Annotated in this window: 43 protein-coding genes and 1 pseudogene; 4 read left to right on the top strand and 40 right to left on the bottom strand. The window is 32.7% G+C overall.

Features of this window, described 5'->3' with window-relative positions; all coding sequences use genetic code 11:
• Positions 1-319 precede the first annotated feature (319 nt).
• From QA442_RS11550 to QA442_RS11495, 12 genes are all read right to left on the bottom strand, one after another.
• Entirely contained in the window at positions 320-832 is a 513-nt protein-coding gene (locus QA442_RS11550) for an SLOG family protein (RefSeq protein WP_279474499.1), read from the bottom strand.
• A gap of 214 nt (positions 833-1,046) precedes the next feature.
• Positions 1,047-1,241 carry a hypothetical protein gene (locus tag QA442_RS11545; protein WP_004399432.1) on the bottom strand — a complete coding sequence of 65 codons (195 nt, stop codon included), beginning with the start codon at positions 1,239-1,241 and terminating at the stop codon, positions 1,047-1,049.
• A gap of 48 nt (positions 1,242-1,289) precedes the next feature.
• Entirely contained in the window at positions 1,290-1,742 is a 453-nt protein-coding gene (locus QA442_RS11540) for a YoqH family protein (RefSeq protein ID WP_279472996.1), read from the bottom strand.
• Between the two features lie 86 nt (positions 1,743-1,828).
• A complete protein-coding gene (locus QA442_RS11535) occupies positions 1,829-2,200 on the bottom strand; it encodes a hypothetical protein (RefSeq protein WP_279472995.1) in 372 nt (123 codons plus the stop codon).
• A gap of 33 nt (positions 2,201-2,233) precedes the next feature.
• Entirely contained in the window at positions 2,234-2,470 is a 237-nt protein-coding gene (locus QA442_RS11530) for a hypothetical protein (RefSeq protein ID WP_144453804.1), read from the bottom strand.
• 44 nt (positions 2,471-2,514) lie between these two features.
• A complete protein-coding gene (locus QA442_RS11525; protein WP_279474498.1) occupies positions 2,515-2,928 on the bottom strand; it encodes a hypothetical protein in 414 nt (137 codons plus the stop codon).
• A 14-nt stretch (positions 2,929-2,942) separates the two neighbouring features.
• Positions 2,943-3,152, bottom strand: coding sequence for a hypothetical protein (locus QA442_RS11520; RefSeq protein ID WP_071581184.1), 210 nt, complete (start codon positions 3,150-3,152; stop codon positions 2,943-2,945).
• Positions 3,152-3,532 carry a YopX family protein gene (locus QA442_RS11515; RefSeq protein WP_213413117.1) on the bottom strand — a complete coding sequence of 127 codons (381 nt, stop codon included), beginning with the start codon at positions 3,530-3,532 and terminating at the stop codon, positions 3,152-3,154. Before QA442_RS11515 ends, QA442_RS11520 begins: the two co-directional genes overlap by 1 nt.
• Positions 3,529-3,810, bottom strand: coding sequence for a hypothetical protein (locus QA442_RS11510; RefSeq protein ID WP_279472993.1), 282 nt, complete (start codon positions 3,808-3,810; stop codon positions 3,529-3,531). The genes QA442_RS11515 and QA442_RS11510 overlap by 4 nt, the downstream gene beginning before the upstream one ends.
• A gap of 32 nt (positions 3,811-3,842) precedes the next feature.
• Positions 3,843-4,082 carry a hypothetical protein gene (locus tag QA442_RS11505; protein WP_041338559.1) on the bottom strand — a complete coding sequence of 80 codons (240 nt, stop codon included), beginning with the start codon at positions 4,080-4,082 and terminating at the stop codon, positions 3,843-3,845.
• Between the two features lie 117 nt (positions 4,083-4,199).
• Positions 4,200-4,439, bottom strand: a complete 240-nt coding sequence (locus tag QA442_RS11500; protein WP_099043105.1) for a hypothetical protein — start codon at positions 4,437-4,439, stop codon at positions 4,200-4,202.
• 72 nt (positions 4,440-4,511) lie between these two features.
• Complete coding sequence (locus QA442_RS11495; RefSeq protein ID WP_279472991.1) at positions 4,512-4,847, bottom strand: hypothetical protein; 336 nt, start codon at positions 4,845-4,847, stop codon at positions 4,512-4,514.
• 132 nt (positions 4,848-4,979) lie between these two features.
• On the opposite strand from QA442_RS11495, the gene QA442_RS11490 reads away from it, so the two are divergent.
• Entirely contained in the window at positions 4,980-5,201 is a 222-nt protein-coding gene (locus QA442_RS11490; RefSeq protein WP_041338568.1) for a helix-turn-helix domain-containing protein, read from the top strand.
• 230 nt (positions 5,202-5,431) lie between these two features.
• On the opposite strand, the gene QA442_RS11485 is transcribed toward QA442_RS11490, so the two are convergent.
• The 8 genes from QA442_RS11485 to QA442_RS11450 form a co-directional block, all read right to left on the bottom strand.
• Positions 5,432-6,403, bottom strand: coding sequence for a phage lytic cycle repressor MrpR family protein (locus QA442_RS11485; RefSeq protein WP_279472990.1), 972 nt, complete (start codon positions 6,401-6,403; stop codon positions 5,432-5,434).
• Positions 6,404-6,421: 18 nt separating this feature from the next.
• The gene (locus tag QA442_RS11480; protein WP_041338574.1) at positions 6,422-7,768 is read right to left on the bottom strand and encodes a DNA sulfur modification protein DndB; all 1,347 of its coding nucleotides are present in this window, start codon (positions 7,766-7,768) and stop codon (positions 6,422-6,424) included.
• Positions 7,769-7,852: 84 nt separating this feature from the next.
• Complete coding sequence (locus QA442_RS11475) at positions 7,853-8,908, bottom strand: tyrosine-type recombinase/integrase (RefSeq protein WP_279474497.1); 1,056 nt, start codon at positions 8,906-8,908, stop codon at positions 7,853-7,855.
• A 210-nt stretch (positions 8,909-9,118) separates the two neighbouring features.
• The gene (locus tag QA442_RS11470; protein WP_061187761.1) at positions 9,119-9,364 is read right to left on the bottom strand and encodes a hypothetical protein; all 246 of its coding nucleotides are present in this window, start codon (positions 9,362-9,364) and stop codon (positions 9,119-9,121) included.
• A gap of 16 nt (positions 9,365-9,380) precedes the next feature.
• On the bottom strand, positions 9,381-9,587 hold the full coding sequence (locus tag QA442_RS11465) for a hypothetical protein (protein ID WP_041338583.1): 207 nt from the start codon (positions 9,585-9,587) through the stop codon (positions 9,381-9,383).
• Positions 9,588-9,737: 150 nt separating this feature from the next.
• Positions 9,738-9,893: a hypothetical protein gene (locus tag QA442_RS11460; RefSeq protein ID WP_175535168.1), complete on the bottom strand. Its 156-nt coding sequence runs from the start codon at positions 9,891-9,893 to the stop codon at positions 9,738-9,740.
• Between the two features lie 120 nt (positions 9,894-10,013).
• Positions 10,014-10,145, bottom strand: a complete 132-nt coding sequence (locus tag QA442_RS11455) for a lysogeny pheromone AimP family peptide (RefSeq protein ID WP_142350264.1) — start codon at positions 10,143-10,145, stop codon at positions 10,014-10,016.
• A 30-nt stretch (positions 10,146-10,175) separates the two neighbouring features.
• A complete protein-coding gene (locus QA442_RS11450; protein WP_279472988.1) occupies positions 10,176-11,330 on the bottom strand; it encodes an AimR family lysis-lysogeny pheromone receptor in 1,155 nt (384 codons plus the stop codon).
• A 275-nt stretch (positions 11,331-11,605) separates the two neighbouring features.
• Here QA442_RS11450 and QA442_RS11445 point away from each other — a divergent pair, with 275 nt between their 5' ends.
• The gene (locus QA442_RS11445; RefSeq protein WP_279472987.1) at positions 11,606-12,400 is read left to right on the top strand and encodes a hypothetical protein; all 795 of its coding nucleotides are present in this window, start codon (positions 11,606-11,608) and stop codon (positions 12,398-12,400) included.
• A 108-nt stretch (positions 12,401-12,508) separates the two neighbouring features.
• Here the strand turns inward: QA442_RS11445 and QA442_RS11440 are convergent, their stop codons facing one another.
• From QA442_RS11440 to QA442_RS11410, 6 genes and pseudogenes are all read right to left on the bottom strand, one after another.
• Positions 12,509-13,378, bottom strand: coding sequence for a hypothetical protein (locus tag QA442_RS11440; RefSeq protein ID WP_279472986.1), 870 nt, complete (start codon positions 13,376-13,378; stop codon positions 12,509-12,511).
• Positions 13,379-13,400: 22 nt separating this feature from the next.
• A complete protein-coding gene (locus tag QA442_RS11435) occupies positions 13,401-13,910 on the bottom strand; it encodes a super-infection exclusion protein B (protein WP_279472985.1) in 510 nt (169 codons plus the stop codon).
• A gap of 40 nt (positions 13,911-13,950) precedes the next feature.
• Positions 13,951-14,283, bottom strand: a complete 333-nt coding sequence (locus QA442_RS11430) for an HIT domain-containing protein (RefSeq protein WP_279472984.1) — start codon at positions 14,281-14,283, stop codon at positions 13,951-13,953.
• A gap of 599 nt (positions 14,284-14,882) precedes the next feature.
• The gene (locus tag QA442_RS11420) at positions 14,883-15,014 is read right to left on the bottom strand and encodes a hypothetical protein (RefSeq protein ID WP_004399255.1); all 132 of its coding nucleotides are present in this window, start codon (positions 15,012-15,014) and stop codon (positions 14,883-14,885) included.
• A gap of 10 nt (positions 15,015-15,024) precedes the next feature.
• The gene (locus QA442_RS11415; protein WP_071582325.1) at positions 15,025-15,240 is read right to left on the bottom strand and encodes a hypothetical protein; all 216 of its coding nucleotides are present in this window, start codon (positions 15,238-15,240) and stop codon (positions 15,025-15,027) included.
• A 3-nt stretch (positions 15,241-15,243) separates the two neighbouring features.
• Positions 15,244-15,494, bottom strand: a pseudogene (locus tag QA442_RS11410) (hypothetical protein).
• Positions 15,495-15,564: 70 nt separating this feature from the next.
• On the opposite strand from QA442_RS11410, the gene QA442_RS11405 reads away from it, so the two are divergent.
• Positions 15,565-15,744: a DUF8096 family protein gene (locus QA442_RS11405; RefSeq protein ID WP_003231000.1), complete on the top strand. Its 180-nt coding sequence runs from the start codon at positions 15,565-15,567 to the stop codon at positions 15,742-15,744.
• Positions 15,745-15,929: 185 nt separating this feature from the next.
• Positions 15,930-16,874 carry a hypothetical protein gene (locus tag QA442_RS11400; RefSeq protein ID WP_279472977.1) on the top strand — a complete coding sequence of 315 codons (945 nt, stop codon included), beginning with the start codon at positions 15,930-15,932 and terminating at the stop codon, positions 16,872-16,874.
• Between the two features lie 101 nt (positions 16,875-16,975).
• Here the strand turns inward: QA442_RS11400 and QA442_RS11395 are convergent, their stop codons facing one another.
• The 14 genes from QA442_RS11395 to QA442_RS11330 all read right to left on the bottom strand — a co-directional run bounded on the left by QA442_RS11395 (position 16,976) and on the right by QA442_RS11330 (position 25,299).
• Positions 16,976-17,587 carry a hypothetical protein gene (locus QA442_RS11395; protein WP_071582327.1) on the bottom strand — a complete coding sequence of 204 codons (612 nt, stop codon included), beginning with the start codon at positions 17,585-17,587 and terminating at the stop codon, positions 16,976-16,978.
• 36 nt (positions 17,588-17,623) lie between these two features.
• On the bottom strand, positions 17,624-17,872 hold the full coding sequence (locus QA442_RS11390) for a hypothetical protein (protein WP_071582328.1): 249 nt from the start codon (positions 17,870-17,872) through the stop codon (positions 17,624-17,626).
• Positions 17,873-17,944: 72 nt separating this feature from the next.
• A complete protein-coding gene (locus QA442_RS11385) occupies positions 17,945-18,166 on the bottom strand; it encodes a helix-turn-helix domain-containing protein (RefSeq protein ID WP_071582329.1) in 222 nt (73 codons plus the stop codon).
• A gap of 187 nt (positions 18,167-18,353) precedes the next feature.
• The gene (locus tag QA442_RS11380) at positions 18,354-18,737 is read right to left on the bottom strand and encodes a UPF0715 family protein (protein WP_071582336.1); all 384 of its coding nucleotides are present in this window, start codon (positions 18,735-18,737) and stop codon (positions 18,354-18,356) included.
• Positions 18,738-18,815: 78 nt separating this feature from the next.
• The gene (locus QA442_RS11375) at positions 18,816-19,778 is read right to left on the bottom strand and encodes a bacteriophage abortive infection AbiH family protein (protein ID WP_279472976.1); all 963 of its coding nucleotides are present in this window, start codon (positions 19,776-19,778) and stop codon (positions 18,816-18,818) included.
• A 57-nt stretch (positions 19,779-19,835) separates the two neighbouring features.
• Complete coding sequence (locus tag QA442_RS11370; RefSeq protein ID WP_279472975.1) at positions 19,836-20,060, bottom strand: hypothetical protein; 225 nt, start codon at positions 20,058-20,060, stop codon at positions 19,836-19,838.
• Between the two features lie 108 nt (positions 20,061-20,168).
• The gene (locus QA442_RS11365; RefSeq protein ID WP_263463307.1) at positions 20,169-20,351 is read right to left on the bottom strand and encodes a hypothetical protein; all 183 of its coding nucleotides are present in this window, start codon (positions 20,349-20,351) and stop codon (positions 20,169-20,171) included.
• A 33-nt stretch (positions 20,352-20,384) separates the two neighbouring features.
• Entirely contained in the window at positions 20,385-20,672 is a 288-nt protein-coding gene (locus QA442_RS11360; protein WP_279472974.1) for a hypothetical protein, read from the bottom strand.
• A gap of 26 nt (positions 20,673-20,698) precedes the next feature.
• Entirely contained in the window at positions 20,699-20,929 is a 231-nt protein-coding gene (locus QA442_RS11355) for a hypothetical protein (protein ID WP_279472973.1), read from the bottom strand.
• Between the two features lie 15 nt (positions 20,930-20,944).
• Positions 20,945-21,142: a hypothetical protein gene (locus QA442_RS11350; protein WP_279472972.1), complete on the bottom strand. Its 198-nt coding sequence runs from the start codon at positions 21,140-21,142 to the stop codon at positions 20,945-20,947.
• Between the two features lie 26 nt (positions 21,143-21,168).
• Positions 21,169-21,447 carry a hypothetical protein gene (locus tag QA442_RS11345; RefSeq protein ID WP_279474470.1) on the bottom strand — a complete coding sequence of 93 codons (279 nt, stop codon included), beginning with the start codon at positions 21,445-21,447 and terminating at the stop codon, positions 21,169-21,171.
• Between the two features lie 31 nt (positions 21,448-21,478).
• Positions 21,479-21,727, bottom strand: coding sequence for a hypothetical protein (locus QA442_RS11340; RefSeq protein WP_279474469.1), 249 nt, complete (start codon positions 21,725-21,727; stop codon positions 21,479-21,481).
• Positions 21,728-21,780: 53 nt separating this feature from the next.
• Positions 21,781-23,382 carry a DUF4942 domain-containing protein gene (locus QA442_RS11335; protein ID WP_279474468.1) on the bottom strand — a complete coding sequence of 534 codons (1,602 nt, stop codon included), beginning with the start codon at positions 23,380-23,382 and terminating at the stop codon, positions 21,781-21,783.
• Between the two features lie 48 nt (positions 23,383-23,430).
• Complete coding sequence (locus QA442_RS11330; protein ID WP_279474467.1) at positions 23,431-25,299, bottom strand: LPD29 domain-containing protein; 1,869 nt, start codon at positions 25,297-25,299, stop codon at positions 23,431-23,433.
• Positions 25,300-25,310 lie beyond the last annotated feature (11 nt).

Genomic DNA, 25,310 nt, shown 5'->3' with positions numbered 1-25,310 from the left:
CATTTATACCAAACTAAGTTAAACCAAGCTGTTTCGATTATGTATCTGATGTATCCTATCCCTTTGTCCTCCATTCTGCATAAAGTAATCCTTTTATTGTGATTCTGTAGCCCTAATTAAAAATCTCATTCTTTCCTTCTTTGTTTTGGTCAAATCGTTACTTTCTTTCAAGATGTCCTGAAACCTGTGAAATGGGATAGGTTTTAAACCAAGGTTTCTCACTTGATTACAATAACCCCCATAGTATTCTTGCTCATATCCTCTCTGTTCGGATCTGTAGTTAAAAGGATTCAATGCTTTATTACCTCCCGCTGGGTTATTAAGGTGTATATGATATATCTAATTCAAAATCACATTTTGGATGCAGTCTCCAAATTTGATGTCCTAAATATGTTTTCCTAGCGTAATTCAGACAGTTCCTTGTACCACTTTTAGTTCCATCATAAACAGCTACTATTGCTTCACTGTGATCAATCATGTATTCATTTCGCTTTTGCATCTTAATCGGCGAAAACTCTCCTGGTTTATCTCCACTAACTTTATATTTATCTAATTCTTCAACATTAATAATCTCATCTGCTACATCAAGCATACGTTTGTACCACATTTTTTGGTCTGCAGACCAAACTTTATCTTGTTCCTTGAAAGGTGTTGCAATTATGTTTTTGATATGAGGGTATTTCTTCTTTAGAATATGTACACACCAGCAAGCAGCCTGGTCAGTTCCTAATGCTCCTCCAGTTATAAACCTAGACTTCTCTTCTTTTATGATTAACTCCTCAATCACTTCAAGCAGCTTATCTTTGAGTTTGAGCATTGTGGGATTTTTCATATCATACCCACCCAATTTATTTGGTCTATGACCGGTAAAGCAAACTGTCTTTTTTCTCTGTGTTTCTTGTTCTTCTAATTGCCGCTCACGTTCTTTTCTTTCATCAGCCCACTGCTTTTTCCATTCTGGATCATTTAGCTTTGCAAAATCAATAGCCATAGTTCAGCTCCTTTCTCTTTAAAACAGTCTTTTTATTCAACCATTATTAACAGACCTATTCATACTCAACAATGACTTCATGGTTATCTACAAATAGATCATTCCCATTTGATAAGTGTACCCAGAAAGCTTCTTCTGGTTCTTCTCTATAGTCATAAATAGCAATTACCTTTGTATTTGATTCATCATTTATCGGTTTTCCTACAGTTATTTTTGTGTTTTCTTCAGGTAAAATAATCGATTTAATCAATTACATCAATCCAATCCAGGTTTGTTTTACACTGTTGCCCCAAGACTTTCAATAACAAGATTCAATATTTTTCGTTAATACACTTGGTCCCAACTGTTGAGTTCTAGAATTAGAAAGACGTACTTGAACTTTAACATTCTTTATTTCGGCTGTAATTAAGTCAAATCTTCCCGCCCAACTAGGGCTCTCTTCCTCAGGAGTAGGATAAAGTTTAAACCGCCAACTAATCTCACCTGGTTTAGTAGCAAAGCCTTCGTAACTGTCGTAATTTCCAAAAGAAGATGGTGCAGGAAGATGGACAGCAAGAATGCTTATATTGGTTCTTGGAGCACTAGGCGGGTTTAATTGCACCTTATAAATTAATGCCACACCTTTTGCATTTCTAAGGCTTTGATCAACAGGTTCCATTATTACACTACAAGGCATTGCACTTGCATTTACTTGAGTTGGATAAGCAACAACAGCAACCAATAAGGATAAAACTAAAATAAATCGTTTCATCGAAAGTTCCTCACAATTTTTTAGTTAATTTCCCTTATTTCTGGATTGATTATTCATATGTATTTCATTTAAAACTTCAATTTTAATTAAATTCCGACTAATACGTCTTCCACGTCTCTCAACTTTGCAAAGAATTCAGTAGTAGCTTGCTCAAGTAACGCCTCCGCAAATATAGCCGGTAGCTCTGCTATATGCCCTCTCGAAGCATTTTTTACAGTGGTTAGCTCACCTGCAAGGTACACTGTTCTTACATCAAGCTTTTGCTTCAAGTACTGCTGAATATCAGAAACATGGTTATCCTTGAATCCAATCATTTTCCGAGTCGGACTTGTTTTACTGCCTTCATCATAAAGTGTTTGGATGGCATTAATAATAATTTCTACACCTTTGTCAACCTCTTTGTTAAATTCTTCTGCCTTTCTTTCAAGTAGCTTTTGTTCTAATTTTGTAATATTCATGATTTCTCTCCTGTTCTAATTAAAATTTTACTTTTAATCTAATTCCCTCATGTCCTCCCGCTGCTCAATATAACTTTTAAAATGCTCCCACTCTCTATCAATTTCCTTAACATTTCTAGCAATATAGGTTTCTGCAATTTCTGGATCAACCAACTTTTGAAGAGAAAGTTGGTACATAAGCTCAATCTTTGTTACTGTCTCTAAAAATGATCGAGCGCAACTTTTAGCACTATTTAAACGATATTGGCTCAATCCATGTTTTGATTCCATTATTATTCTCACTCCCTTTTAATCACGTTAAAATGCATCTTTTATCAATTCTTTGCAGCATAGCTCTCAAAGAATTCTTCAACTGATCTTAGATAACGGTATTTATTTGGATCTTCTGGGTTTCTGAATCTCTTCGATAACACCAATGACCAATTAAACATCAACGGGGAAAACCTCGCCCATTTGCTAAAGCTTATCTGTAGGCCTTTCCATTCTCTACCCGCTAGTTCTGCTAATTCTAGAATTTGGTCTTCTTTTATGTTCACTTCTTCTTCAAACATCACTTGAATTTCTTCGTATGGTTTATGCCCAAAACAACAGTAGCGTGTTTTTAATCCAATCTTGAAATTTAAAATATCAATTAAATTGATCAATTGTGTATCAAGCTCATCATATGGGATACCTTTTGCAAGGAACTTTTCTCTTTGATTTGATTTCACATTATCCTCCGATAGCAGATTAGAATTCTCACTCACTCCACGCCCTCCTTCTGACAGTCAGGACATAGAGTTTCAAAACCGTTCCCCTTTTCAGTGAATGTGTAATCGTGGTACAAAGCACCATTCATATGACCCTCCCACGTTAACGGCTCACCTGTGTTTAAAACCTTCTCCTTGCCGCACTTATCGCAAATAACAACCGTTTTATATATAGTCTCAATCACTTCTTTGTGAAATGCCATTATTCCGCGCCCTCCTTCTTTTCGTAAACATCACCAATGATTCTGATATTCTCTCCGTAGTCACCCCGTACATTGTGGATTCCTCCTGATGTTTCGATTGTTTTGGTCAATCTCACCATTTTAGAAGGGATGGAAAAACCCTCTACATAGAATTCGATCTCATTGCCGGGATAAATCATTTTTCCAGTTTCGTCCTTTAACCCTGTTCCCCACATGAGAGAAGTATTTTTTTGAGCACTAGACGCAATACAGATGGGATAAAGAGCTCCAACGATATTGCGACACAGCCTCCATTCTCCACCCGAGATAATAAGACTCAGCTCACCATCATCCCAATAATGCATCTTCTCGCCGTCCCAAACTCTGTATGCTGTGTTCATAATATCCGCTGCTCCTTTGGATTTTTATCACACATTTCCTTTAACACAACCACAAACTCTTTTTCACTCATATTCAGCGGCGTGTACCACTTTATAACTTCGTGAAACGGCTTGAGATAATTCGTCAGTGTGTCTTCAGCATCTTCCCTTCCTTTTGTTGTCCCAGTAAAATTATTCAAATAGTCTTCACGCGTCATATTTATGTGCGTCGGACAGTCTACCACTGAACTAAATCGGCAGTACCGTCCATTCGGCTGCTTAGCGATTAATGCACCCATGTTATTCCTCCTTATCTGAATCTCGATAAAACTTACATTTTATTTTGATTCTTAATGATTTCATTCTTTCTCTCTTCATTTGTAAAAACAATATCCTTTAAAATAAACTGTATTTCTTCGAGGTTGTCCTTAACAAAGTCCAAATCACCAATGGTCTTTCTTATTTCATCCTTATTCAAGTTATGTAAAGCTCTGTTGCATGAAGCAAAAACCTTTAAAAACTTTTTCATGACCATGTTTTTTATTTCTTTATTCTGCGGATCATTAATCAAATAAAAGCGACATCTCCTTTCTTTAGTATCTTTATGATTTGAATTATACAGTTCATGGGATCATATGTAAATAGTAATTTTATTTTTATTCTTAATTTGGTTAAAAACAAGCTTTACTTACATAGTAAAGCCACTGTTTAATACTGTTTTAGCATCGTCCAATTTCCACAGAGTTTCATTAATTTTATCTCTAAGATCCAACAGTGCAGCCCTGTCAATCCTCAACGTTAACTTATTGCCTTTATTCTGAAAGTCAATTTCTATGTAATATTCTCCACTTGATATGTTATCAGATCCAACGTTAAAGATGATTGCTGCTAAGTTATCTCTCATATCAATTTCAATGTCCAGTTTCATTTTTAAACTCCAGTCTGACTATAAAGCCATCAATTTTTTATCTCTCATGATGACTGACAAGATGTGTGAATTTCACTTTGCTGTAAACAATTCTGAGTTCTTGTATTCTTCGAGTGATTCATCAAACATTTCATCGATCTCTTCAACATAAGAAGCACTAATTTCAGCATCTTCCGTTGAATTTATATCAACATCAAATAAATGATTGTAATTTGTTTGTCCTCTCTCTAAAAACCCAATTTTCCCGCTTTTATTTCTCAGTTTTTTTGTTAATACAGCAATAACTAAATTCATAGCTTGTTCTTCATTCTCTGCTTTGATTCGTCCATGATAAGAAATACTAAAATCCCCTTGTACAATGAACTCCTTCATTAATTTCCCTCTCTCTGGTAGTAATTGACCAAACATACGTTCCCTTTTTGATTAAATTAATTATACCCTTTTGCCTATTAGTCTGCAATTCTTTTTTGATCATTTAAAAATCAGGTAAGAATTGATATAGTATGATAAGGAGCATACATAAAATCAGGAGGTTGTCCGATGCTAGAAGTAGAATTCGGACAATGTTTGATTCCAGATCTCCTTCAAAAAAGAGGGCTTTCATTAGGTCAGCTTTCGCGTATCACCGGCATCAGTACCCAAAGGCTAAGTGATTACGCTAATGGCGTTAGACCTTCTATGAACATTCGAACAGCCAAACTTATAGCTGTAGCACTAAATTGCACCCTCGAAGACCTCTATGAATGGAAAATCAAACATTGAAAATCGCTAGGAATTTCGCCCTAGCGAACCTCCCTGTACCCTTTTTAGGGTATAGTCTGATTTTACCACAAATTACCCCTATTGTCTTTGTCTACTTTTGTCGAATTCTGAAAATACGAACAAAATCCTACCATCTAATATTTAAATGTCACGATTTAGCTCATATTATTGTTAGTTATTTTATTTTTATTCTTTTTGTTATGTAAGATTAATCCCTATCAAGGGATTAATTAATCGACAATCTTTTCAGATTGAATGCAATACTTTTCTATGTTCTCCATATTGATAACTTTTCTTAATGATTGAGAAGCGAATTTAGCGTTCTCATTCAAAAAACCATATTGAGCAGTTATCTTTTTATAATCTGGTACAGTTAGTTCTTTCTTTTCCTTATAAATCTTATACGCCATATTCAACTTTCCTGAGTTAGCTAAGTTCTTAGGAGTAAAATAAGGCTCTTCAAGTATCTTCTGAAACGTTTTAAAAGACCTGTGTACCAAGAACTTATCCGCTTGCATACTTTGGTCTGGACTTTTATATTTCAATCTAAAAATGTGTTCATTTCGTACTAAATTAGCAAACCTCAGTTTACCTGACGCTGATCCATTATTTAAATGGTAAGTGTTTTGCTCATATGCTAACCTAAGCAGCTCATGACATTTTTCGCTGACTTCAATTATTCGTTCGCCATGTTTATCATCTTGAAGTCTTACCTTATTGTCATCAAGTAAATCATTTATTGTTAAGTTAATTAACTCAGAATGCTGATATCCGTCTATGCCCTCATATACAGCTTGAACCATTGCTTTATCCTGGTTATTGAATAAATAGCTAACGTATTCCTCTACTTCCTTATTCGTAAACAATGTCTTTTTGTTCTTATCTATAAACTGTTTTAAATCCTCGTCCTTTATTTCGTATACTTTATTGATGTTACTATATGCTAGGCCATGTTCCATTGCCCATGTAGTGTATTGACCAATAACAGCACGTGCACCCCTTAATGATTCAAGTGACTTGCTATCTAAGTCAAAAAATAAAGTGCGTAGTTCCTCTAGAGAGAAATTAAATATGTCTTTATCCAAAATCCTTTCTGTAAAAGAAAAATCTCTGAGTTTTAATCGGTAAAGCTCTTTTGTTGCTTCACTTTCATATCTTTCTAAGAACTTTTCTTTAATTTCAGCATTGTATAGTTCACTCATATCTATTTCTCCTTTAGCCTAACGAACATCAATTTCATCATAGAAAACTTTTTTCAGTTTTTTCTTCATAGCAGCATTTAATTGTTCTTCATAATTTCTGCTGCTTAACTCCTTAAATGTCTTACCTTTATCAAAATCAACCTGCTGTAGTATCGTTGCTAGTTTAGCTAGTGGTGTGCCATTCTCTTGCATTTTTTTGGCCAAATAAATGTATCCATAAAATACAGCATTATAGTTAATGTATGATCTGTTTCTTGACTCGCTAAGATCATCTTCAAGGAAATCATCTGGAAAAGCATAAAAAAGCTCAGCAAAGAAGTCCCTTAAATACTTGGACAATTGAATAGCGTCTCTCCGTGAATTGATCTCAAAAGCATCGTCAATTGCTTCAGAAAGTGTATAATAAGTAACCAAGAATGGACTACTCATACCAATTTCACTTTGTACACTAATTTTGTCTTTGAGTTCACTATTATATTTAAGTTGCTCAACAATAGTGGAAGAATAGCGTTTTTGACCAAGTTCTTCAATCCTTGATTTCTCAACAGGATTTATTGTATTCATTTGGGCAAAATGACGTTTTGCTTTTTCTTCAGTATAATTTAAGATATTCAAAATAAAGGTTTGATCTAATTCAGGAGCTTCAGTAATAGCTTTAACAACTCCAGATATTCTATGGTAACCATCTAGAACATCAACTAATGTACCCTTAGTAACAGTTAAGCTTAGGTCGCTTGGATTGTACTCAATTTCTTCATCCTCATCTGATGTGCCAAACCGTGCATTAAATGTAAACATAGACACGATTAAGTCGCCCTTTTTAAAAAGTTCTTTAATCTCTTCAACTGATTTAGGATTAGTCTTTGGCACAGGTATTAAGCTTCCCTTAATGAATCTGCCTTCCCGTTGAGTATTATAGTTGTATTGTAGTATTGAGCTATTATATAGTTCACTTAATTCTTTCGCAGTAATTGAAGTCACATAATTATCTTCATTTATTTTTATTACGTTTTTAAATGTATAAGGAAGTGTTAGAACCTCTTCACCGGCAAAAATTCTTCCGCCCTCTAACTCCTTAGCCAGCCTTGGTGGAAAATAACTCAAAGGGTCTAAAGCGGCTACGCCAGTAAGTTTGTGTAGTTCTTTAGAGAAAATATAAACTTCCTTTTCATTCAAGCGTTGAATGTTATTATCATTGTTATTCAAAATTTCTTGTACATAACCAGGCAGCGTTTTATACTGCGCTCCCATGATTGCTTTTAATTCCTTTACTTTTCTGGAATCATGTTTAATATCAGATGCAACTTCTTCTATTTTATTTTTAAGCTTTAAAAGCTTATCTGTTGTCAACAGATCCTGAACCACAGTATCACCTCACACATAATCATATTAAATTTATCATTACATTAACATACAAGTAAAGCATTTATATGATTATTTATATCACTTTTATTTTAATTCTAAAAATTTTTTGAGCTTTTTTAGAGTGGAAACATCACAATCTAAAAAGAACTGTCTAAACTGGTCTAATGTAACAGTATCCAGGAAATCAATATCTATATCTTGATCAATTATAACACCAGGATCTTGAGAATAATCTCTTTCCTTATTGAGATAATGATCATTTAGCACATTGATGTTTTTATGTCCTGAAAATGCTGCCACCTTTTTAATGTCTCCGCTTACATTATAAGAAAAATTAGTGGCTGTATTACGTAAACTGTGTGGCCTAAGATTTCTTTCCTGTGGAATATTTAACACTCTGCAAACTCTGTGCCACATATCATTAATTGAGTCTACAGTTAATTTATGAAAGATCAGCTCATGCTCACCATACTCATTCTTGAGTGTTAACAACTCCTCATAAAAGGAGCTAGAAATACCTACTGGTCTCGCTTTCTTCTGTTTAGTCTTCTTGAAATTGACTAAGTAACAATCGTGCTTCGATGAATACGTTATGTCTTCCCATTTTACTCGTAAGACTTCTGATTTTCTTGCTCCTGTGCGTACACTAAATAAAATAAAGAGCTTTTTCATTAACCTGTTCTGTCTCTCATGGATAAATGCAGCTTCTGCAAACTCTTCAGCTTCAGGAATCCCCTCAAATGAACCAGCTGGATTCTTCTCTGTCGGCAATGGTCTAAAATTAAAAACGCTTGATTCACAGTCGTGTTCTGACTCCAAGGATTTAATTAAACTTTTCAGTGCTGCGATTTTATTATTAATCGTAGCATTTGTATTATTTTTATTTTTAGCCAAATAAGTCCTATAATCCATTAAATCATTCTTTTTAATTATTACATCTTCTCCAGTTAAATATTCAATATCCTTACCAACTTGATAATTAAAGAATTCTCTAATATGCCTTTCATAGGTGGTTCTAGTATTAGACTTTTCAATAAATGCTGATTTGTCATCCCTATTTCTCAAATCTAATTCATCAAACCATCTATTTATGTCATTAAAAATGGAGTAATCCCTAACAGATGGTGTTTGCTTTTTCACTTCCAAGGTTTCCACCTCATTTAATTTTATCCATTAAATAATTATCTAACTCATACCACAATTTTAACCAATCAGTATCTTGCTTAAAGCTTCTTAGTAGCATAATATTTGCATTGCAGATTTCTATTTGCTTCATTAAGTCATAACCGTCTAGCAACTTAATCAAAATAGATAAATTCAATAAAACACCTACTTTAAGTATATACTTGCTCAATGAACAGCTGAGTATTGTTTTGTCGCCTTAATCTTGTCCCCTACATTTATCACAGGTTTACCAGTCAGTTCCTCAAAAAACTCATTTTCAAACCCTATCCATTCATCATTATGAATTTCTTCCTGCAAGTAATTAAGATATGCTTCTGATATTCCTGGTTGCTCTAAGAATTTCAAAACAATCATATGCTTTTTCCAGACTTTCTTTTTATTTTCCTCAGTATAATATTTATTGTTAGTCATTTTATTTTTATTCTCCTTATATGCATTTAATTGTATTATTTTGATCCTTAATAAGCATATGCTCTTTATGATTTCTTCTCATTGTAGTAACATTATTAGGTGTAAACACATCTGGATCTTCCATATGAAGATTAACACGAGTAAAGCTCTTAAGTTGTTTTATGTATTGATACTGTCTTAATGAAGTAACCTTATACTCTTCGTTTTTATTTGATTCTTCCATAGTCCCATCTCCTAACAACGTTATCTTATGTATCTTCATTATATCCGTTGCCAACAGATTATGCAATAATTAATTTTATTTTTATTCTAGACAAATAAACACATGTGCTCGATGTGTTTAAAATGTCTATTTTATTTAGTTTCAATATGCTCATGAAGCCAGGGTTTTATGCCGTAATCTAACCATTTCCGCTTCATTCTCAAGGTGATTATCTTCTTGTGCAATTATTGAATTAATTGCAGCCATTTCTTCGTAGCCCTTAGCCATTGCTTCATAAGAAATTGTTTGTCCTAATTGTTTTTTCATTCTAATTTCCCCCATGTTCTCATTTTTCAGTTTTAGAATTCCTGGAACTTTCTCTTAAAATTAGAAAAGACGCCTGATCCAATGGACCAAACGTCTTAAAATATGTATTAAATTTTCTAATTATGCTCCTCGACTTGGAGACGCAACTTTAATTGGTTGATCTACTGAAGCTGTTTCCATTGATTTTTGCCCACCTACAAAGCCAACTGCCAAAGCAATGACAATAATTAAACTATACAATACTTTTTTCATTTTATTCACCTCCTTTCAAGGTGAAAGAAGTTAAATAAGGATTAACTCAAGCAGATTCTCATCGCATCCCATTTTCCTGAGCTCTCCTAAGGGAAGGTTAATAAACATTTTGTCCCCTGACTTTTTCAATTTTGCTGTACTTTCATAAAAATAAGACTTTTCTTGATAAATCAACCCCTTTATATAATCTAAAATTCCCGCATCATAAAGATATAAATTCGTTTTTTCAAGGCTCCTTATAACTGAAATTGCTTTATCGTATTGCTTTTTGTTTGTATAATAATACGCTACCTCAATTTGGTCAGCTACTAGATTAGAGTTGAAATCAACCCATTGATTTTCCTTATTCCACACATTATTTAAAAAACACAGTGCTAAACGAAGCTTGTAGTCATGATGTTTATTCCTCTTTGCAAAAGTGCGACCTAATTCGTAGCTTTCTTTTGCCTTATCATAGCTTTCAAATATTAATGTATTACCATAAGTTAAATATCCAAAGACCTTTAAACGTTCGATATCAGTCTTTGTTATTACCTCTTTTGAATAATACCTAGATTTCTCAAGATCATTATCATTCAGGTAGATATTTGCCTTTAATAAAGCAACCCTTGACGCATACGAGTCTTTTATAAAGCCATCTGGCAATGCATCAAAATCGAGCAGTTTTGCGGTGCTCTTCATTAACCCAAATTCACCAATGTTTAGATATTCATACATAAGCATTGCATTTGAAAAGAAAAGCATTTCAGGGGTCTTTATCTTACATTTACCAGTTTCTCTAATTGCATCATTTAAACCTAGTTCACTTTTGTTCAATTTCCTATTTATGCTGTAGACATTGCCCCATTCTTGGCTGGTTGCATTTTTAGAACTGCATAAATTTAAAATGATTTTGTCTGTTAGTGAATCCCACTGATTTATATCTGAGTATTCAACCGACTGCCTTGCACACTTTTTATTAGGATCTAGCTGTAAAAAGTATTCGCTCAGAAGCTGTTCTTCTTTTTCTGAAAATAAGCTCTTAACAATCTTAATAAGACCACTCAAATTTTCCATTTCTTTTTCAGGGGTATTAACAAACTTATAAAAACCATTAACCTTTTCATAACCAGCCAATTTAGCTAGCCGTGTTGCAAGCTGATTATCTTTTTCGCATTCGTTCTTAATCATCTGCTTTAATTTCATGCTTATCCCCCTTTTATCTACTTATCACTTCCCTTAGTTATAATATACCTTACACTCAATATAATTACAATAGTTATTTTATTTTTATTCTAATTTTTTGATCCTTGTTGAATTCTTTAGTCTCATTCTACTAATGATTTAAATTATATGCTGCTATCTCGGCTAGAATTATGTCATTTAACCCAAATAAATGTAAACTTTTTATTTTTATGTATTAAAGGAAATGTTATAATGCCGATTATAAATAAGAGATTAATATGACAGGAGAGATCAGGTTGGGCATCATTGTTGAAAAATTAGAAAAAACATATAAAGCTTCTAATGGAGTTAATCTGACTTATTTAGAAGATCCTTATCCAGTAAAGAACGTAACTGGAGAACGAAAATTACTGGTTATATTCCAACCTGTTGGTACAGAAGGAAAAGAAGACCGCTACAAATTCCCCTATTCCCTTATAGATGGATTGCGCTTTTATAACTGCAGAAAGATTTATATAAAAGATAATTTTGGTGAATTGGGTAGCTTTTATATAGGATTAAACGGAAGCACGGATATTTACAGTGCTGTGCAAGAGTTCCTAAAGAAAAAGATTAGCGAATATAAAATCTTGAAGAAAGACGTTACCTTCTATGGTGGTTCAAAGGGTGGCTATGCCTCTCTTGCTCACGGATTTGATTTAGGAATCGGAAACATCGTAAGTGCTATTCCTCAATTTAAATTGTTTGATTACATTGCACGCTGGAAACCAATAATGTTTGATGTATTCCCAACTGCTGTTAATGATTCAATCAAAGACTATTACAACAACTTCTTAAAAACAAAAATAGTTAAGGGTTATAACAAACCAAATGTCTTCATTGTCACATCCAGGAAGGATGAGTTATTTGAAGATCATATAGTCCCTCTAATTGAGACTCTTAGAGAAAGTGGCTGCAGGCCTCATGTTTGGGAAAATAATGAGGAGTATGTGTTACGGCATAATAAAGTTGTTGAAAACTCACTGAATGAGATTCTAACAATGATCTCGATGTGTTTATCTGATGAAAAAATAAGAGACTTTTTTAAATAAAAAATTCCCCATCTTCTTCTAAGGTGGGGGTTTCTTTATAAAATTCTTATTTTATTCAGTTATTGAGTACAGTATAAAACCGTACTCAACCGTTATATAGAACATAAATCAACTAAAAATAACATAAGCCTTATTTTTCTTTTCTTGTGTTAAATTATTGATTCTATAAAGTATGTTATCCATCATCATTATCATTTTCAATGAAATTTCTTCTTTAGCATACATAGTCGGCTTAGCTCCCCCGTGTAGAATCGCATGGCGACTAACTTCTGAAAGAATTTCTTGTCCATGTTGAAAATGTTCCAATATAAAATTTAAATAAAACTTTCCAATGATATTATCAAAGTTGAACGGATTTTCATCATCTTTACTATCATCTTCATCCTCAATATTAAATAAAATTTTTAAAAGCTTTTTAAATTTCGAGCCGGTTACTCGCTGTTTAATATCAAAGCCATCTATTACTATACCTTCCATTTGTGACAGAATAGAGGGGACGGATATAGCAAACATTCCGAGATTATGTGCATTTAACGATTGTCTTAATAAAGGCAGTCTTTCTTTCAAAAGACTATAATTTTCCCAATGCCTTTTAATTCCATCAATTCTTTGAGCATTGTAATGGTCTTTCATGATGTCATCTATAATATTTTTTAAATTAGATTCACCGTTTTCTACATATTCACGACCTATTTGTCTCATTAAAAGAATATCTGTACTTTCACTAGGTGGATACCCCAGAAGAAATATCACCTTTTTATAATTTTTAATGTCCTCTTTTGTTTCGATAAATCCTTCTGCTATTCTAGTCAATGATTCTTGTATTTCTGGGCGTTTCAAGTGTTCTCTAATACTTATAGATAGGTTAACCAGTGGCTGTATTGTTTTTGATATTGCAGTATGTATAGTTTCTGCTGATTCCTCTATGCTTTTAACCCCTTGAATAAAACCGCTCATGTCAATATTATTATTTTTCATTTTCAGAACTCTCCGTTTTTTATTATTTAAAGATTTCACTTGCTGACACCCAGTATAATTCTTTGTGTGCGTTTAAATATTCATATACCCAATCTTCTATTATGAATGCATATTTTGCTTCTTCATAAGGATACTCACTTATTTGACGAATTAATTGCATGCTCTCTAGTTTTTTAACTGATCCATTTGCATTATGTAAGGGGAGCCATTTAGACTTATTCCAAATAAACTCCCCAAGTATACTCTTTTCTTCTTTAGTTAAATTATGAAGGTAGTATATCTGATTTTCTTTCTCCTTCTTTTCTTTTTTATTTGCTATAAGTTTGTTTAAATAATTTATCCCAAGAACAGAAATTAACATACTAAATGCGCCTAAGCACAACAATATTAAAATTAATGAAGGTTCACTAACCTTCATATCCCTAATTGTATCAAAATGAAACACTATGATTCCTAACAGGCTAAAAATAATATAACCTACTAATTGTTGGGTTCCCCCTTTTAAAAGATCTGCAATTTCTTTGACAACCAATTAATTTTCCTCCTTAATTATTTTCTTTAAAAGGATTCTTTTATCTCAATGGATCTCCTGAAGCTATATGCCAATGCAGATGCTTTGAGTCCTGATAATCTCCTAAGTTTGTAAGCACTCTGCAAGAACCACTTTCTTTTGTCACCTTCGCTGCAACCTTTTTAATCACACCCATCAACTCGAGTAAAAGTTCATTGTCGTCTTCTTCCAAAGTGATTAAAGAAGAGATATGTTTTTTAGGAATAGCAACAATATGCACCGGCCAAAAAGGTCTTGTATGATGATACGCCAATACATTCTCGGTTTCTAAAACTTTATTTATTTTTGTTTTTCCGCTTAATACTTCATCGCAATAAAAGTCTTCTGTCATCATTAATCCCCCCTTACTTTTTAGCTTTGGATCATCATAATCAATATACAGATTAACCCAATGCTCTGCTTTATATTTCACCTTTATCATTAAAATAAGAGAACCACAATAAACTAATGAACCCAGCAGCTCCTATAATTGTAGATATAATGTAAGTCCAATTAAGTAAATCCATAAGCTTACTCCTTTAAGAAATAAAGTCTAAATAAAATGATTATTTTATTACAATTATACTACAATTTTCTATATTCACACTAAACAAAAAGCAGTCTATTCAGATCTGCTCTTTTGTGTTTTCTTCTTTTAACTTTTTGTTTAGTTGGAACCCCATTAAGATATTGACAATAGCTGCTGGAAGATATAAAACTCCTGCACCAATTATTCCCAGCGTAGTACTTGAACCCACTATAAATGCCTGCATTTCTGTGTTTCTTGACTTCAGGCTAAGTAATACTAGGATACCGGCTAAAACCCCTATAAACCGTGCAATACCTGAGATAAAGAAATCTGTTAGGACTCCAAATAATTGCCCTATAATTGATAGCGTAATCCCCAAAAAGCTGGAGAATAAAACTAAATTTTTAATGTCGTTTCACCTCTTTTTAAAGCCGCTTCCATTCAACATACTCAAACCGCTTCTGATACAAGTCTTCAAGTATAGCAGCCCATTCAATCCAACCTTCTGCAACAATGTTTTTCTTTTCTCCATTTTCAATCCACTCTATCCAATACACCTGAACACTCCTAACGCTTTACGACTTGGATTTCCCTTACCTCACATTGCACATTGCACTTTGTTTTGAGTTCACTAGCTACCTCAATGACTTCATACATTGTTTGCAATTTAGAAGCGCCGTGGAGGTCGCTAGATGTTAAATAACCGTCCTCATCTAAATTAAATGATTTGAAGTATTCCTTATTTTCAAACTGCAGTACATAAAAATAATCAATCAAAGGCATAAATCAACCTCTTTTAAATAATTTTATAATCCTCATTGCTAATGGCAGCAAACCAATTAACATGAAAAAGCAATAACGTTAAGCTTATTTTTGAAAAACAGACTGGCCAAATTCCTTTCCATGCCCGCTGCTGTTTCTTTATCCATGAGTTCTTTAAACTCCTCATCATAGACCTGATCAACAAAAATAAACTTAATGCTAATCAACAATCCAACTCCTAGCCAGATAATTAAAAAATAAGCTAATCCAATCATTTGTTCCCTCCCTATATCGAACGAAATTTGGTATTGTTGAGTTTATTGAATAAATTATGTAGGTGATCTTGTGGAAGAGAAATACGAAACAAACGGGTATGATACTTCAATCGTTTATGATTACAAAGAGTATCCTGATGTAAAATACGGTCGCTGCGACAACTGCGATTACACATTGTTCAAAAGCTCAGTAAAAAGTGGAATATTTTTGCGTGAATGCCGTAGGTGTGGTATGAAGAAGAGCATTTAACTGCTCCTTTTTATTTATTTCACAGGAATCATGTAGCAACATAACACGTAATATCGTTCCGCTTTTGCATTCTAATTTCCCTATCAACTTGTTGTAACACTATACCTTTATTTAATGTGATCGCGTTATAAAACATTTTCACCTTGAAATTTTAATTATTGATACTTCAAACAGAGGAGATTCTGATGTTCAAACCAGATGAGATTAGTAAGATCAAAGAAGCTTTTAATGATCTAAAAAACCCTGAAAATATTCCTTTCCCATTTTTAGATGAACAGCTAAATGAAATACGAACAACAGATGTTGATAAATGTCAAACATTCAGTACAGACGTTGATTCCCCTTATTATTATAATGCAGTTATCGGTTGGGAAGGACAGTCATTTCGGTACGGATATAAGGAAGGATTTTTTAAGATTGCGCATATGGCAATAGTTCCTTCCGAACAACAATCGGATATAATGGTTTATCCAATTATTTTTAATTATAGGCACTACTTAGAGCTAGTACTAAAAGAGAATATATTTAGATTTCAAGTTCTATTCCGACTACCATTATCAAATAAAGTAGACCATAACCTTGATACACTATTAAAAGACTTTGTTAATATTCTAGAAGTGAATAAGCTTGATTTTTTAATTAGTTCTAAACAAAGAAAGGTGATTCAGGATTTCCATAACATCGATAGTAAAAACGATGCTTTTCGATATATTTATGACAAAAAAGGGAATTTAAATCATCAATACGATCACAAAATGTTTAATCTTCTGAGATTGCACTATATAATGAATGAAGTATACAATGATTTTAATGCAATTGATTATCTTTTTGAATTTGGCTCTTTCTTCGATGACAAATATTTGACTCCAGATTATGAAGGATTAATTATGGCATTAAACTCTTTTTTTACGGACAGAAGCAATAGAAAAGGTATTAATTCACCCACCAAACTTCTTAGTTTAGTATTAAGATTTGAACACGAATTTTGTAAAGGGACTACATTTAAATTTGAAGAAAACACCTTTGCACAAGTAACTGAAACTACATACGAAGCAGGAAACAAAGATTTTGATTTAACAATAATTATCTCTGTAAAAGACAAAAAAATTGAAGCAATAAGCATAAAATGAACCATCGTATGGTGGTTCATTTTGCATTTTAATAAATAAACCACTAAATCTCTATCCTAAAAACAAATTTTCCTTAAATTTGTTTAAAACCGTAATTTTATTTAATTTTCATCATTCAATTCAGCCAAATAATCATTATTTTCCTCATCACGTATTGCCTCAACATCTGGATCTTCTAAGGAATAAAATTCAAATCTTGCATCTTCTATTAATTCACTTAATCCAGAAATATGTTCTGAGAAAAACCGAATTGTATATTCATAACATTCTTTCAGCTTCTCAACTAATGCTTTAAATTCACCTTCATTAAGCTCTATTTCATAATGCATTATTTGGTTTCTTTTTTGTTTTAAATAATGAAGTCCTTTCTTTAAATATGTGCAGACTTTAATATCACATAATAATTCCAATCTTCGAATAGCTTCAGAAAAACCAATGGTTTGTAATCCAGATTTAATTTCAAATACATTATTCTTCCCTTTAGCATTCATTTCTTCTTTGGCATTCATATAAGCTTCAATATCAACAAATACCAAACACTCAATTCGCTGCTTAAGTAACAATTTAAACAGAATTTCATTAGCATGATTTAATGAGAGTATTGCGTCTTTAATTCTGTGCTCTCCCCCAACAAGTAAATACTCTATATCATCGAGAGAATTATAAGTAGCTTTTAACGAGTCTACTCCATTATCAAGTAAGCTTAATTTCATTTTATTTAACTCCCTGCTTTAAATAAAAGTACGATTTTATTGAAACTTGGTTTCTTCATTATCCCTAACAAACTCTTGCAGCGCTTTAATAACACGCTTAGCTTGCTCTACATTTAAATGAGGAGGGAAATACTTATCTGGATGACTACTTACATCGTTATTTCCTAGAATGAAAACGCAATCCTCTTCAGCTAAAGAGCTTTTTTGAACTTTAACAATTGTTTGTTGAGTGTCTCTAAACTCTTCATATATGGCAAAGCCTCTTTCACTATAATTTTTTGGCATATTTTAAACCATCCTCTTAAATAATATGTAAATGTTTCCTATCTCTGCAACTTTAGTATATCATTTTCACCTTTAGTCATCGATATGGTTATGACCTTTTTCGAATATCAGTAATTCCTGCAGTTCGATGTTTAGATACATACAGACTTTATCTAACAGCTCTCTTGGATACCGCTCCATTTCGTCATGATAAAGCTTTCTGACAGTCGGATATTCATGATCAATATCTCTGGATAACTGCCTAATACTGATCTTCCTTTCGTCTAATATGGGCTTTAAATTTGATTTAATCAATCATCCTCACCTCTGGTTACTTTTGATCACTTAAAAGGATCATTAAACTTATACTTAAGGCCAAGGCTATTCACTCCCCTTGGCCCAGTAGAATATTAAAAGGATAGCCATCTGGCTCTCATGGTCAAATTATAGGTGGTATATAAGGAGTCTTTCGTCCCTTAAGATTGGATTGTGAGCACTTACTTTACTTAATTGCTGTCTTCGCCTTATTTTGCACAAAAACTGAGTCCCAAACCCAAAAGATTAGAGCAAATGTGATACTAAATAAATAAATTTCGTATCCCATTAGAAAGTCTATGGTGGTCTTTGGGTCAGTGGATACAGCAAAGATTAACCAAACTAAGAAGGAAAAGAATATGTATATAAGTAAATATTTTAGGCTAAACCTTTTTGGATTGCGATTCAAGAAATATTGAACAGGTGCAGCAAAGATTAAATAGAAGATAAAGAGAATAACACTTATTAAGAAGTATGGAATGTAGCCATCATAATCAATGCCCAAAACATAAACAACAGCAGCTGATAACGCAGACAAGACATGAACAATAAAGATCCTTAAAACTTGCATGTTAATAACCCCTTTCATGTTAAAAGGTTCTTCAACATTGTCTAGACCCCTTCTTAAAATCACTTTAAAATCCATGTTTTATTTAGATTTAGTTTTCTCTAAAGGTGAGTTTTCTTTTACACTGAACACACTAAATTCACCTTTAAAACCACATTCTTTAATTTTATTCTTAAATAATTCTCCAGTTTCTTCGTAATTAAAATCATTTAAAAACCATGTAATATTCTCTGTATCTAACCTTTTGCAAATTTCTCTAATGTATGGAAGGTCAACATCTGAAAAAGAAAAACCGTATGAGTATACTTTTTCTATATCACCGGACAGTAATTCATAGAATTCTTCTTGTGCACGTTCTATTATTTCTTTTGTATTTTTTCTTAATGCTGAATGAATTTGGGACAATGAATATTCAGATCCGACAAATGAATTTATTATTTCTTTATCATCTTCCCCGTGTCCAATTATTATTTCATTGTTTTGTTGCCCATGTATTGGGTATACGTCATAGGCTTCATATACCTCTTCTAACACTGGCGTGTAATTAAAAGTTAAAAAAGTGTCTTCTAACGAGTTTATCAGAGATTCAAAAGAATCTAATGGTTCTACATCAGAGACATCAATAGTATTAACCCATTCCGAAAACAAGTCTTTTATTTTTAAACTTGCCAAGTAAAAGTTGGCGGCAGCATCTTCATTTCTATAAGCCATTCTAAAAAGAGAAGAATCATCATTTTCATCTTCAAATAAAGATTCCATAACGTATAAGTCGTTATCAAAATTTAGTCTACCTAAGCTAGATTCAAAGTCATTCCAGTCTTCTCCACTAACTTCTGAGATGACATTGATAAGAAAAGCAACAAGTTCATCTGTGTTAAACTCCTCTGAACCATCAGGCATCTGGATCGTTTGAATACCAAATGAAGGATCTAAGCCTTCTGCATCAGGATATGTCTTCAATAAATAATTGTAGAAATCTTTATACCTTGTCGGTAAACCATGTGCTAAGTCAAAACCATTGCCTATAATAAATAAACTACTCATTTTTTCGCTCCAATTAAGTTTTATTAAAAATCTTCCAATGCTAGGGGAATGTCCTCTCTATTCTTCAAAGTGATAAGAACAATAAACTGAGTTGCTATCTTCATCAATAAAATATGTATTCTGGATTAAGAAATTTGTAAAGCCAGCTGTTTTGAGTATCGCTTTACTCATCAGGAGCATATCCATCTGGATATCATAATTAGTTAGAAGATCCAAATTAGTAGTAAACGCTGCATGTAATTCAAAGAAAGAATTATCAAATTTAAAGCTTAAGATTTTCATGACAATCCCCCACCTTACCGTTTCCTTTATTATACAGTGAGATCTTATTTAATTAAAACTGCTGTTTTATTTAAATCCCTTTCTGTGGTGAAATTGTCACCTTGTAAATTAACCTTCTAACGTGTTAAGTATAAATTCCTTAATCTCCATAGGGTTGCCGTCCAAGTCTTCAACTAATAATTCGATTTGCTCTTCAGTTTCTTCCGGTAAAGCTTCAGTTATATAATTTCTTAATTCGCCTTTATCGTTTTTTAAATCATTAACCAATAAATCAAGCTGTTCTTCTGTCATTTTATATTCTCCTATCTGATTAAAATTGTTGTTTTATACAGAACTCACAAGTTCACCATATGATTTTAGATCACTCATTTTTTCTCTTGTGTTTTTAAACAGTTGAATTTCACTTTCTGTTGCTTCACGCTGAATTGAATCTTTAACCCATTCATTCGTATACAGATCACACACTTGACCATCTTTGATATACAATGTTTCCGTACATACAAAGACATTTAGAATATTAGGTTTGTTTGGTAAGATTTTAATTATATTTACTTCTGTGCTTCCTTCTTCTGTGCTTTCGAGAGCATAATATTGTCCTACCTTAATCTCCATATCTTTTTCTCTCCATTCTGTTTAAATTAAGAAAGTCCTAACTTCTTCAAACACACTTTGCAAGCCCAATCTTTATTTGCCATCAGCTTAGATTCTTCTATACCAGTTTCAAAGTAATCTGTACTTTGACCATACTTTCCACAAACAGACTTGTTATCAATAAAAGCGTGATATTTCGCCTTTGGATGTACCCAAGCATGATCTTTTAGATTACTTTGGATTACGGGCAACTGCCAGACTATATTATTATTTGTCATCTTCACGTCACCTTTTTAACTCATGTTGTATATTGAACTGATTTCACCTATTAAATTTTCCTCATGATCATAAACTTTTCTTGTCTCGATAGAGATAACTACATCACCTGTAGGACTAGAGAAAACAATCTTTTCACCATCATTAAACATAAATTCTAACCCATCCAATTTAAAGACTGTTTCAAGGTATTGTTTCACTGTACTCTCATTCATTCGATTCACTCCATTCTATTCAAGGATTATAGCTTGATGTCATGCCCTAACAATGAAGCAATAGTGACAAGTTGATTTTCGGTAAGACGATAGTCATCTACAATGCTGTCCTCTTCATCAATTAAATCAATAACACAGTCAGGCTCACCTTTATTTTCTTTAAATTCATTTTTTATTCGATCAAATACTTCTCTAGCTTTTTTCTCTGTTCCCAAGTTCAATGCAATTAATTGTTTAAATTTATCTTTTTCAAGATCAACCTTTACAAAAGCTAATCCCCAAGTGTTTTTGTTTTGTTCCGTCATTTCAATCTCTCCATTCTGTTTAAACGTTGTTTTATTCGGAGTCTTTTAGAGCTAAAGTCATCTGTTCGATTGCTCTTTGATAGGCTGTTAGCTTATTTAAGTACGAATCTAGGTAAACTCCACTAGACTGCAATCCATCTTGATCATAAAGCGTTTCATTATTCTCTATTTTTCTTTCAAGATTCGCAATTGTATTTTTAATTGTTTCAATTTGACTTACTAATCTTGATTTTGCTTGATCTCTTTCAGCTTCTAAGATCATCAGATTTGTATTTTTCAATTTCAACCTCTCCATTCTGTTTAAAATATGCATTTTATTTGAATTCAGGAATGTTATGATGTAAGCATGAGAAGCTTTGATGTATCAATGATGTAATAGGATCTGTTATTTAGCGTTTCGCTGTATGATTGCTCGCCCTCAAAATCATTTATCACATCTTTTTCTTCTGTAGTCATATCTTGATACTTAACCTTCCCATATGATGGAGGAAGCCAGTTTTTCTTTTGACTGCCAAAAATATTAAACTTCTTAAGTATTTCCTCATCTTTAAACTCGATGTGACATGTCCCTTTTTTATAGAAAGTTACATAGAAGTACTTTAACTCTATTTTTTTCGTCTCCCCATAATGCTCAGCTAATTTTAAAGCTTCATCAATATTTATGTCTTCTGTCAATCCATTGTCAAGATAATTGAAAACTTTTTCGATATCTTTCAACTTTTCTAAGACCTTATAGTCTGTTGGATTATACCGACCATCTAGCCAGCTATAAACGTTCAATGGGATAATCACTTTTTTGTTAATCTTGTATGATTTATTTGTTTTCCACCCATTATATAAATGAACATTTTTTGATGATTCATCATAGTAATGCTTGTGGCTAAATTCTTCAAAAAGATTAAGTATTGTGTCTTCTACTCCCTGCGTCATCTCTTTGCTCATTTGAATTCTCAATGTATAGATATTAAATAAAGAAAAGTCATAGTCTTTTAATTCCTCAACATGCTGCAAATATTTTTGCTTCAGATTGCTTGTAAAGAGCCCCATAAATTGATCATTATTAAATAACGTATTCCAATACTTCGCCCTGATTTGTTTTATATACGCATTCTCTATATCATTTTCTTCTTTATTCTTATCAATTTGCAGCTTCAATATTGGAGTACTGTCATCATTGAAGCTATGCAGCATTAAGGGTTTTAAACTGTTGTATTCATTGATTAATTTTAAACCCGCTTTGATTTCATAATTGAATTGTTCTACTATCCCTTTTATAAAGTCTGCATTCACTAACTGTGTTGCTTTATAATCCTCATTAATTCTATGAGACTCATCTTTTTTTAAGTCTTCTATTAGGACACTGCTATATTCTTGTTTTTCAATGCTTATGTATATTAGTGCCGTTTCAACTTCTGTGCTTCGCTCTGAGTTCGAAAAAGCGTTTTGAATGTATTCAACTTCTGCATTTATCTCCTCTAGCTTACGAATCAAAAATTTCCTGTCATTTGAATACGGATTTTTTAATGTTTCGGCATTTAGTACGCAAACAATTTGACCAGGTCTTTGTTGCTTCTCTATTAATTCAATCGCCTTTAATAAGTGTTTAGCACCGTTGCTAAAAGGTGGATTCATAAAAATCAAATCGTACCTCTTGTATGTGTTAAATGTCAGAAAATTATCTGCTATCACTCTATAACTTTTCCCCTTAAGTATGTGCTGTAAGTTTTCATCTTGCTCAATTGTATCCACGTCATACTTTGAATTCCTTCTGTAGTTCTTAGTGTTTTTAAATTGAGTGTAAATGGCTTCTACTAAGTTTCCTTTACCTGCTGACGGCTCCAGAACGGAGTTAATATGCTTCCATTCTATTCTTGATGTCATTTTTCTAATTAATTGCGTTGGTGTTGGATAAAAATCCGGATTATCTTTAAACATTTTAATTTCCCCTTTTGTGAGGGAATGAGAAGTTTACCCATCCCCTCTTTATAGACTAGGCTTATAAGTATTGATTAAAGGTTTGAAGCTTTTTTTATTTAAGTAACCTAAAACCTCATCAAATTGTCTTTTGTCACAAGAGTGGTACTTACTATGAATTATTTTCATTCCATCTGGTTTAACCTCTACATTATTCAATACTGTTTCGGGCATCGAGTGCCACCCTTTGAATATCAATAATTCTGAATAGAAGTGACGGTAATATAATTTTCTTTTATTTTCAGGCTGGTATGTCAACTTGACTGCATTATCATATTGGGCATATTTAGTTGGGCTGTAACTGTCATAGGTTATTCTTTCAGTAATTAAAGATCCAAAATCAGATATGTAAAACAGAGTATATTTTTCACCTTTTTCAAGATCAGCATTTTTAAATTGTTCTTGAATGCTGTCAACTTCATGGAGGATTCTGTATAAAGAATTTTTCAATTCTTCAATTTCTACTTGCTGGATAATATTTTTATTCAACCTGAAATTATTTAACCTTAGATTTTCTTTTAATGAAGCTTTATATTTGTTCCAGTCTTCCTTTTTCCAAGTCTCAAACATATTCAATTCTTCAATGACCGAAGTTGAAATGTCTTCTAACTTATCTGCTTGATATTTTAACTCCTGTACTTCTCCTTCATTTAACGCTTGCTTATGAGAAATCGACTTTTTAATTTTTGCATTATCTACTAAACCGACATATCTTGCATAAGAGTAGCCTTGAGCATCTGCAATAAATTTTAATTTGCCATTGTAGTACACACCTACACCGTACAAATTCCATTGAACCGTTCTCTTTTCTAGATCGTCCATATTGTAATAATCAATCATTGAATTGATTCTATGGTCTTCCGTAAAGCTCCCACCTGTTTCAGCTAAGAAATCAAATTCATTTAGTAGCATGTTAGAGAAGTTGTTTAGAGCTTCTTCGGTATTAAAATGCACTTCTTTTGTAATTTTTACATTTTCGAGAGTAAAATCTCCTTTGGTAACCTCATCTTTATACTGATCAAGTGTGCTATTTTTATTTAAGTTTGCGAACTGTGAATCAATAACAAAATACTGTTGTTCTTCGTTCAATTGTTTTACTACAATGTTGCTATAGATATTTTCAATTTGTTTCTTTTCTTCTTGTTGCTGTCTCTTATATTCAGCATTTTTGAGCTCTTGCTCTTTTAAATATTCCTGAAATTCTTTTTCTTTTTTCTCTTTCTCGGCTTCTTGAAATTCTTCCATCTTTGAATCAAACAGTGCCATTTCTTCTTTAATTTCCTCTGTCTGTTCTGTTTCCTTGTATTCCCAGTCTAATGAAACATGACCATAAAAGTTGTAACTACCTGCGTAATCAGTGTACGGATCTGCTGGGCTGTAGCAATGGCGATAATTGTTTAAAAGACTGTTGCAATAATCATAAATCGCAGTCAAATAAGCTGAGCCTTTTTCATAAGGACTTGATTTGATTTTTATGTTAATAGTGCTATGTAAATAGCTTCCCCCAGTAGTAACAGAGAATTTACATTGTGGGAAACGTTGTCTTACATGCTTTCTTATTTCCTTTGCCATTTCTTTCACTTCTTGTTCCTTATTTACTTCTAACTCATTCCATTGTGTTGCATCCCACAGACCCAATTTTTCAATTTTAGTTTTCTTTTTAGGCTTAGTGGTCGTAGCATATGTAATTTCTTGTTTTGTAAGACTGTTAGCAATTCGCATAGATTTTTCATTACGTTTGTTCCACCAACATTTTTTGAATCCAGAGTATCGAAAACCGTTTGATTTAAGATGAGTTAAAACCTCTTGTTCTGGTTTACTATCAAAATAAAGTTCAATTCCGTTTAACTCTTCATTAATTCTTAAAACAGCTGTCATTTTCAACCTCT

Origin of the sequence: Bacillus stercoris, assembly GCF_029772985.1 — a bacterium.
Taxonomy (GTDB): domain Bacteria; phylum Bacillota; class Bacilli; order Bacillales; family Bacillaceae; genus Bacillus; species Bacillus stercoris.
The sequence above is the reverse complement of the archived record's forward strand: the minus strand, read 5'-3'. Positions and strand labels throughout refer to the sequence as shown.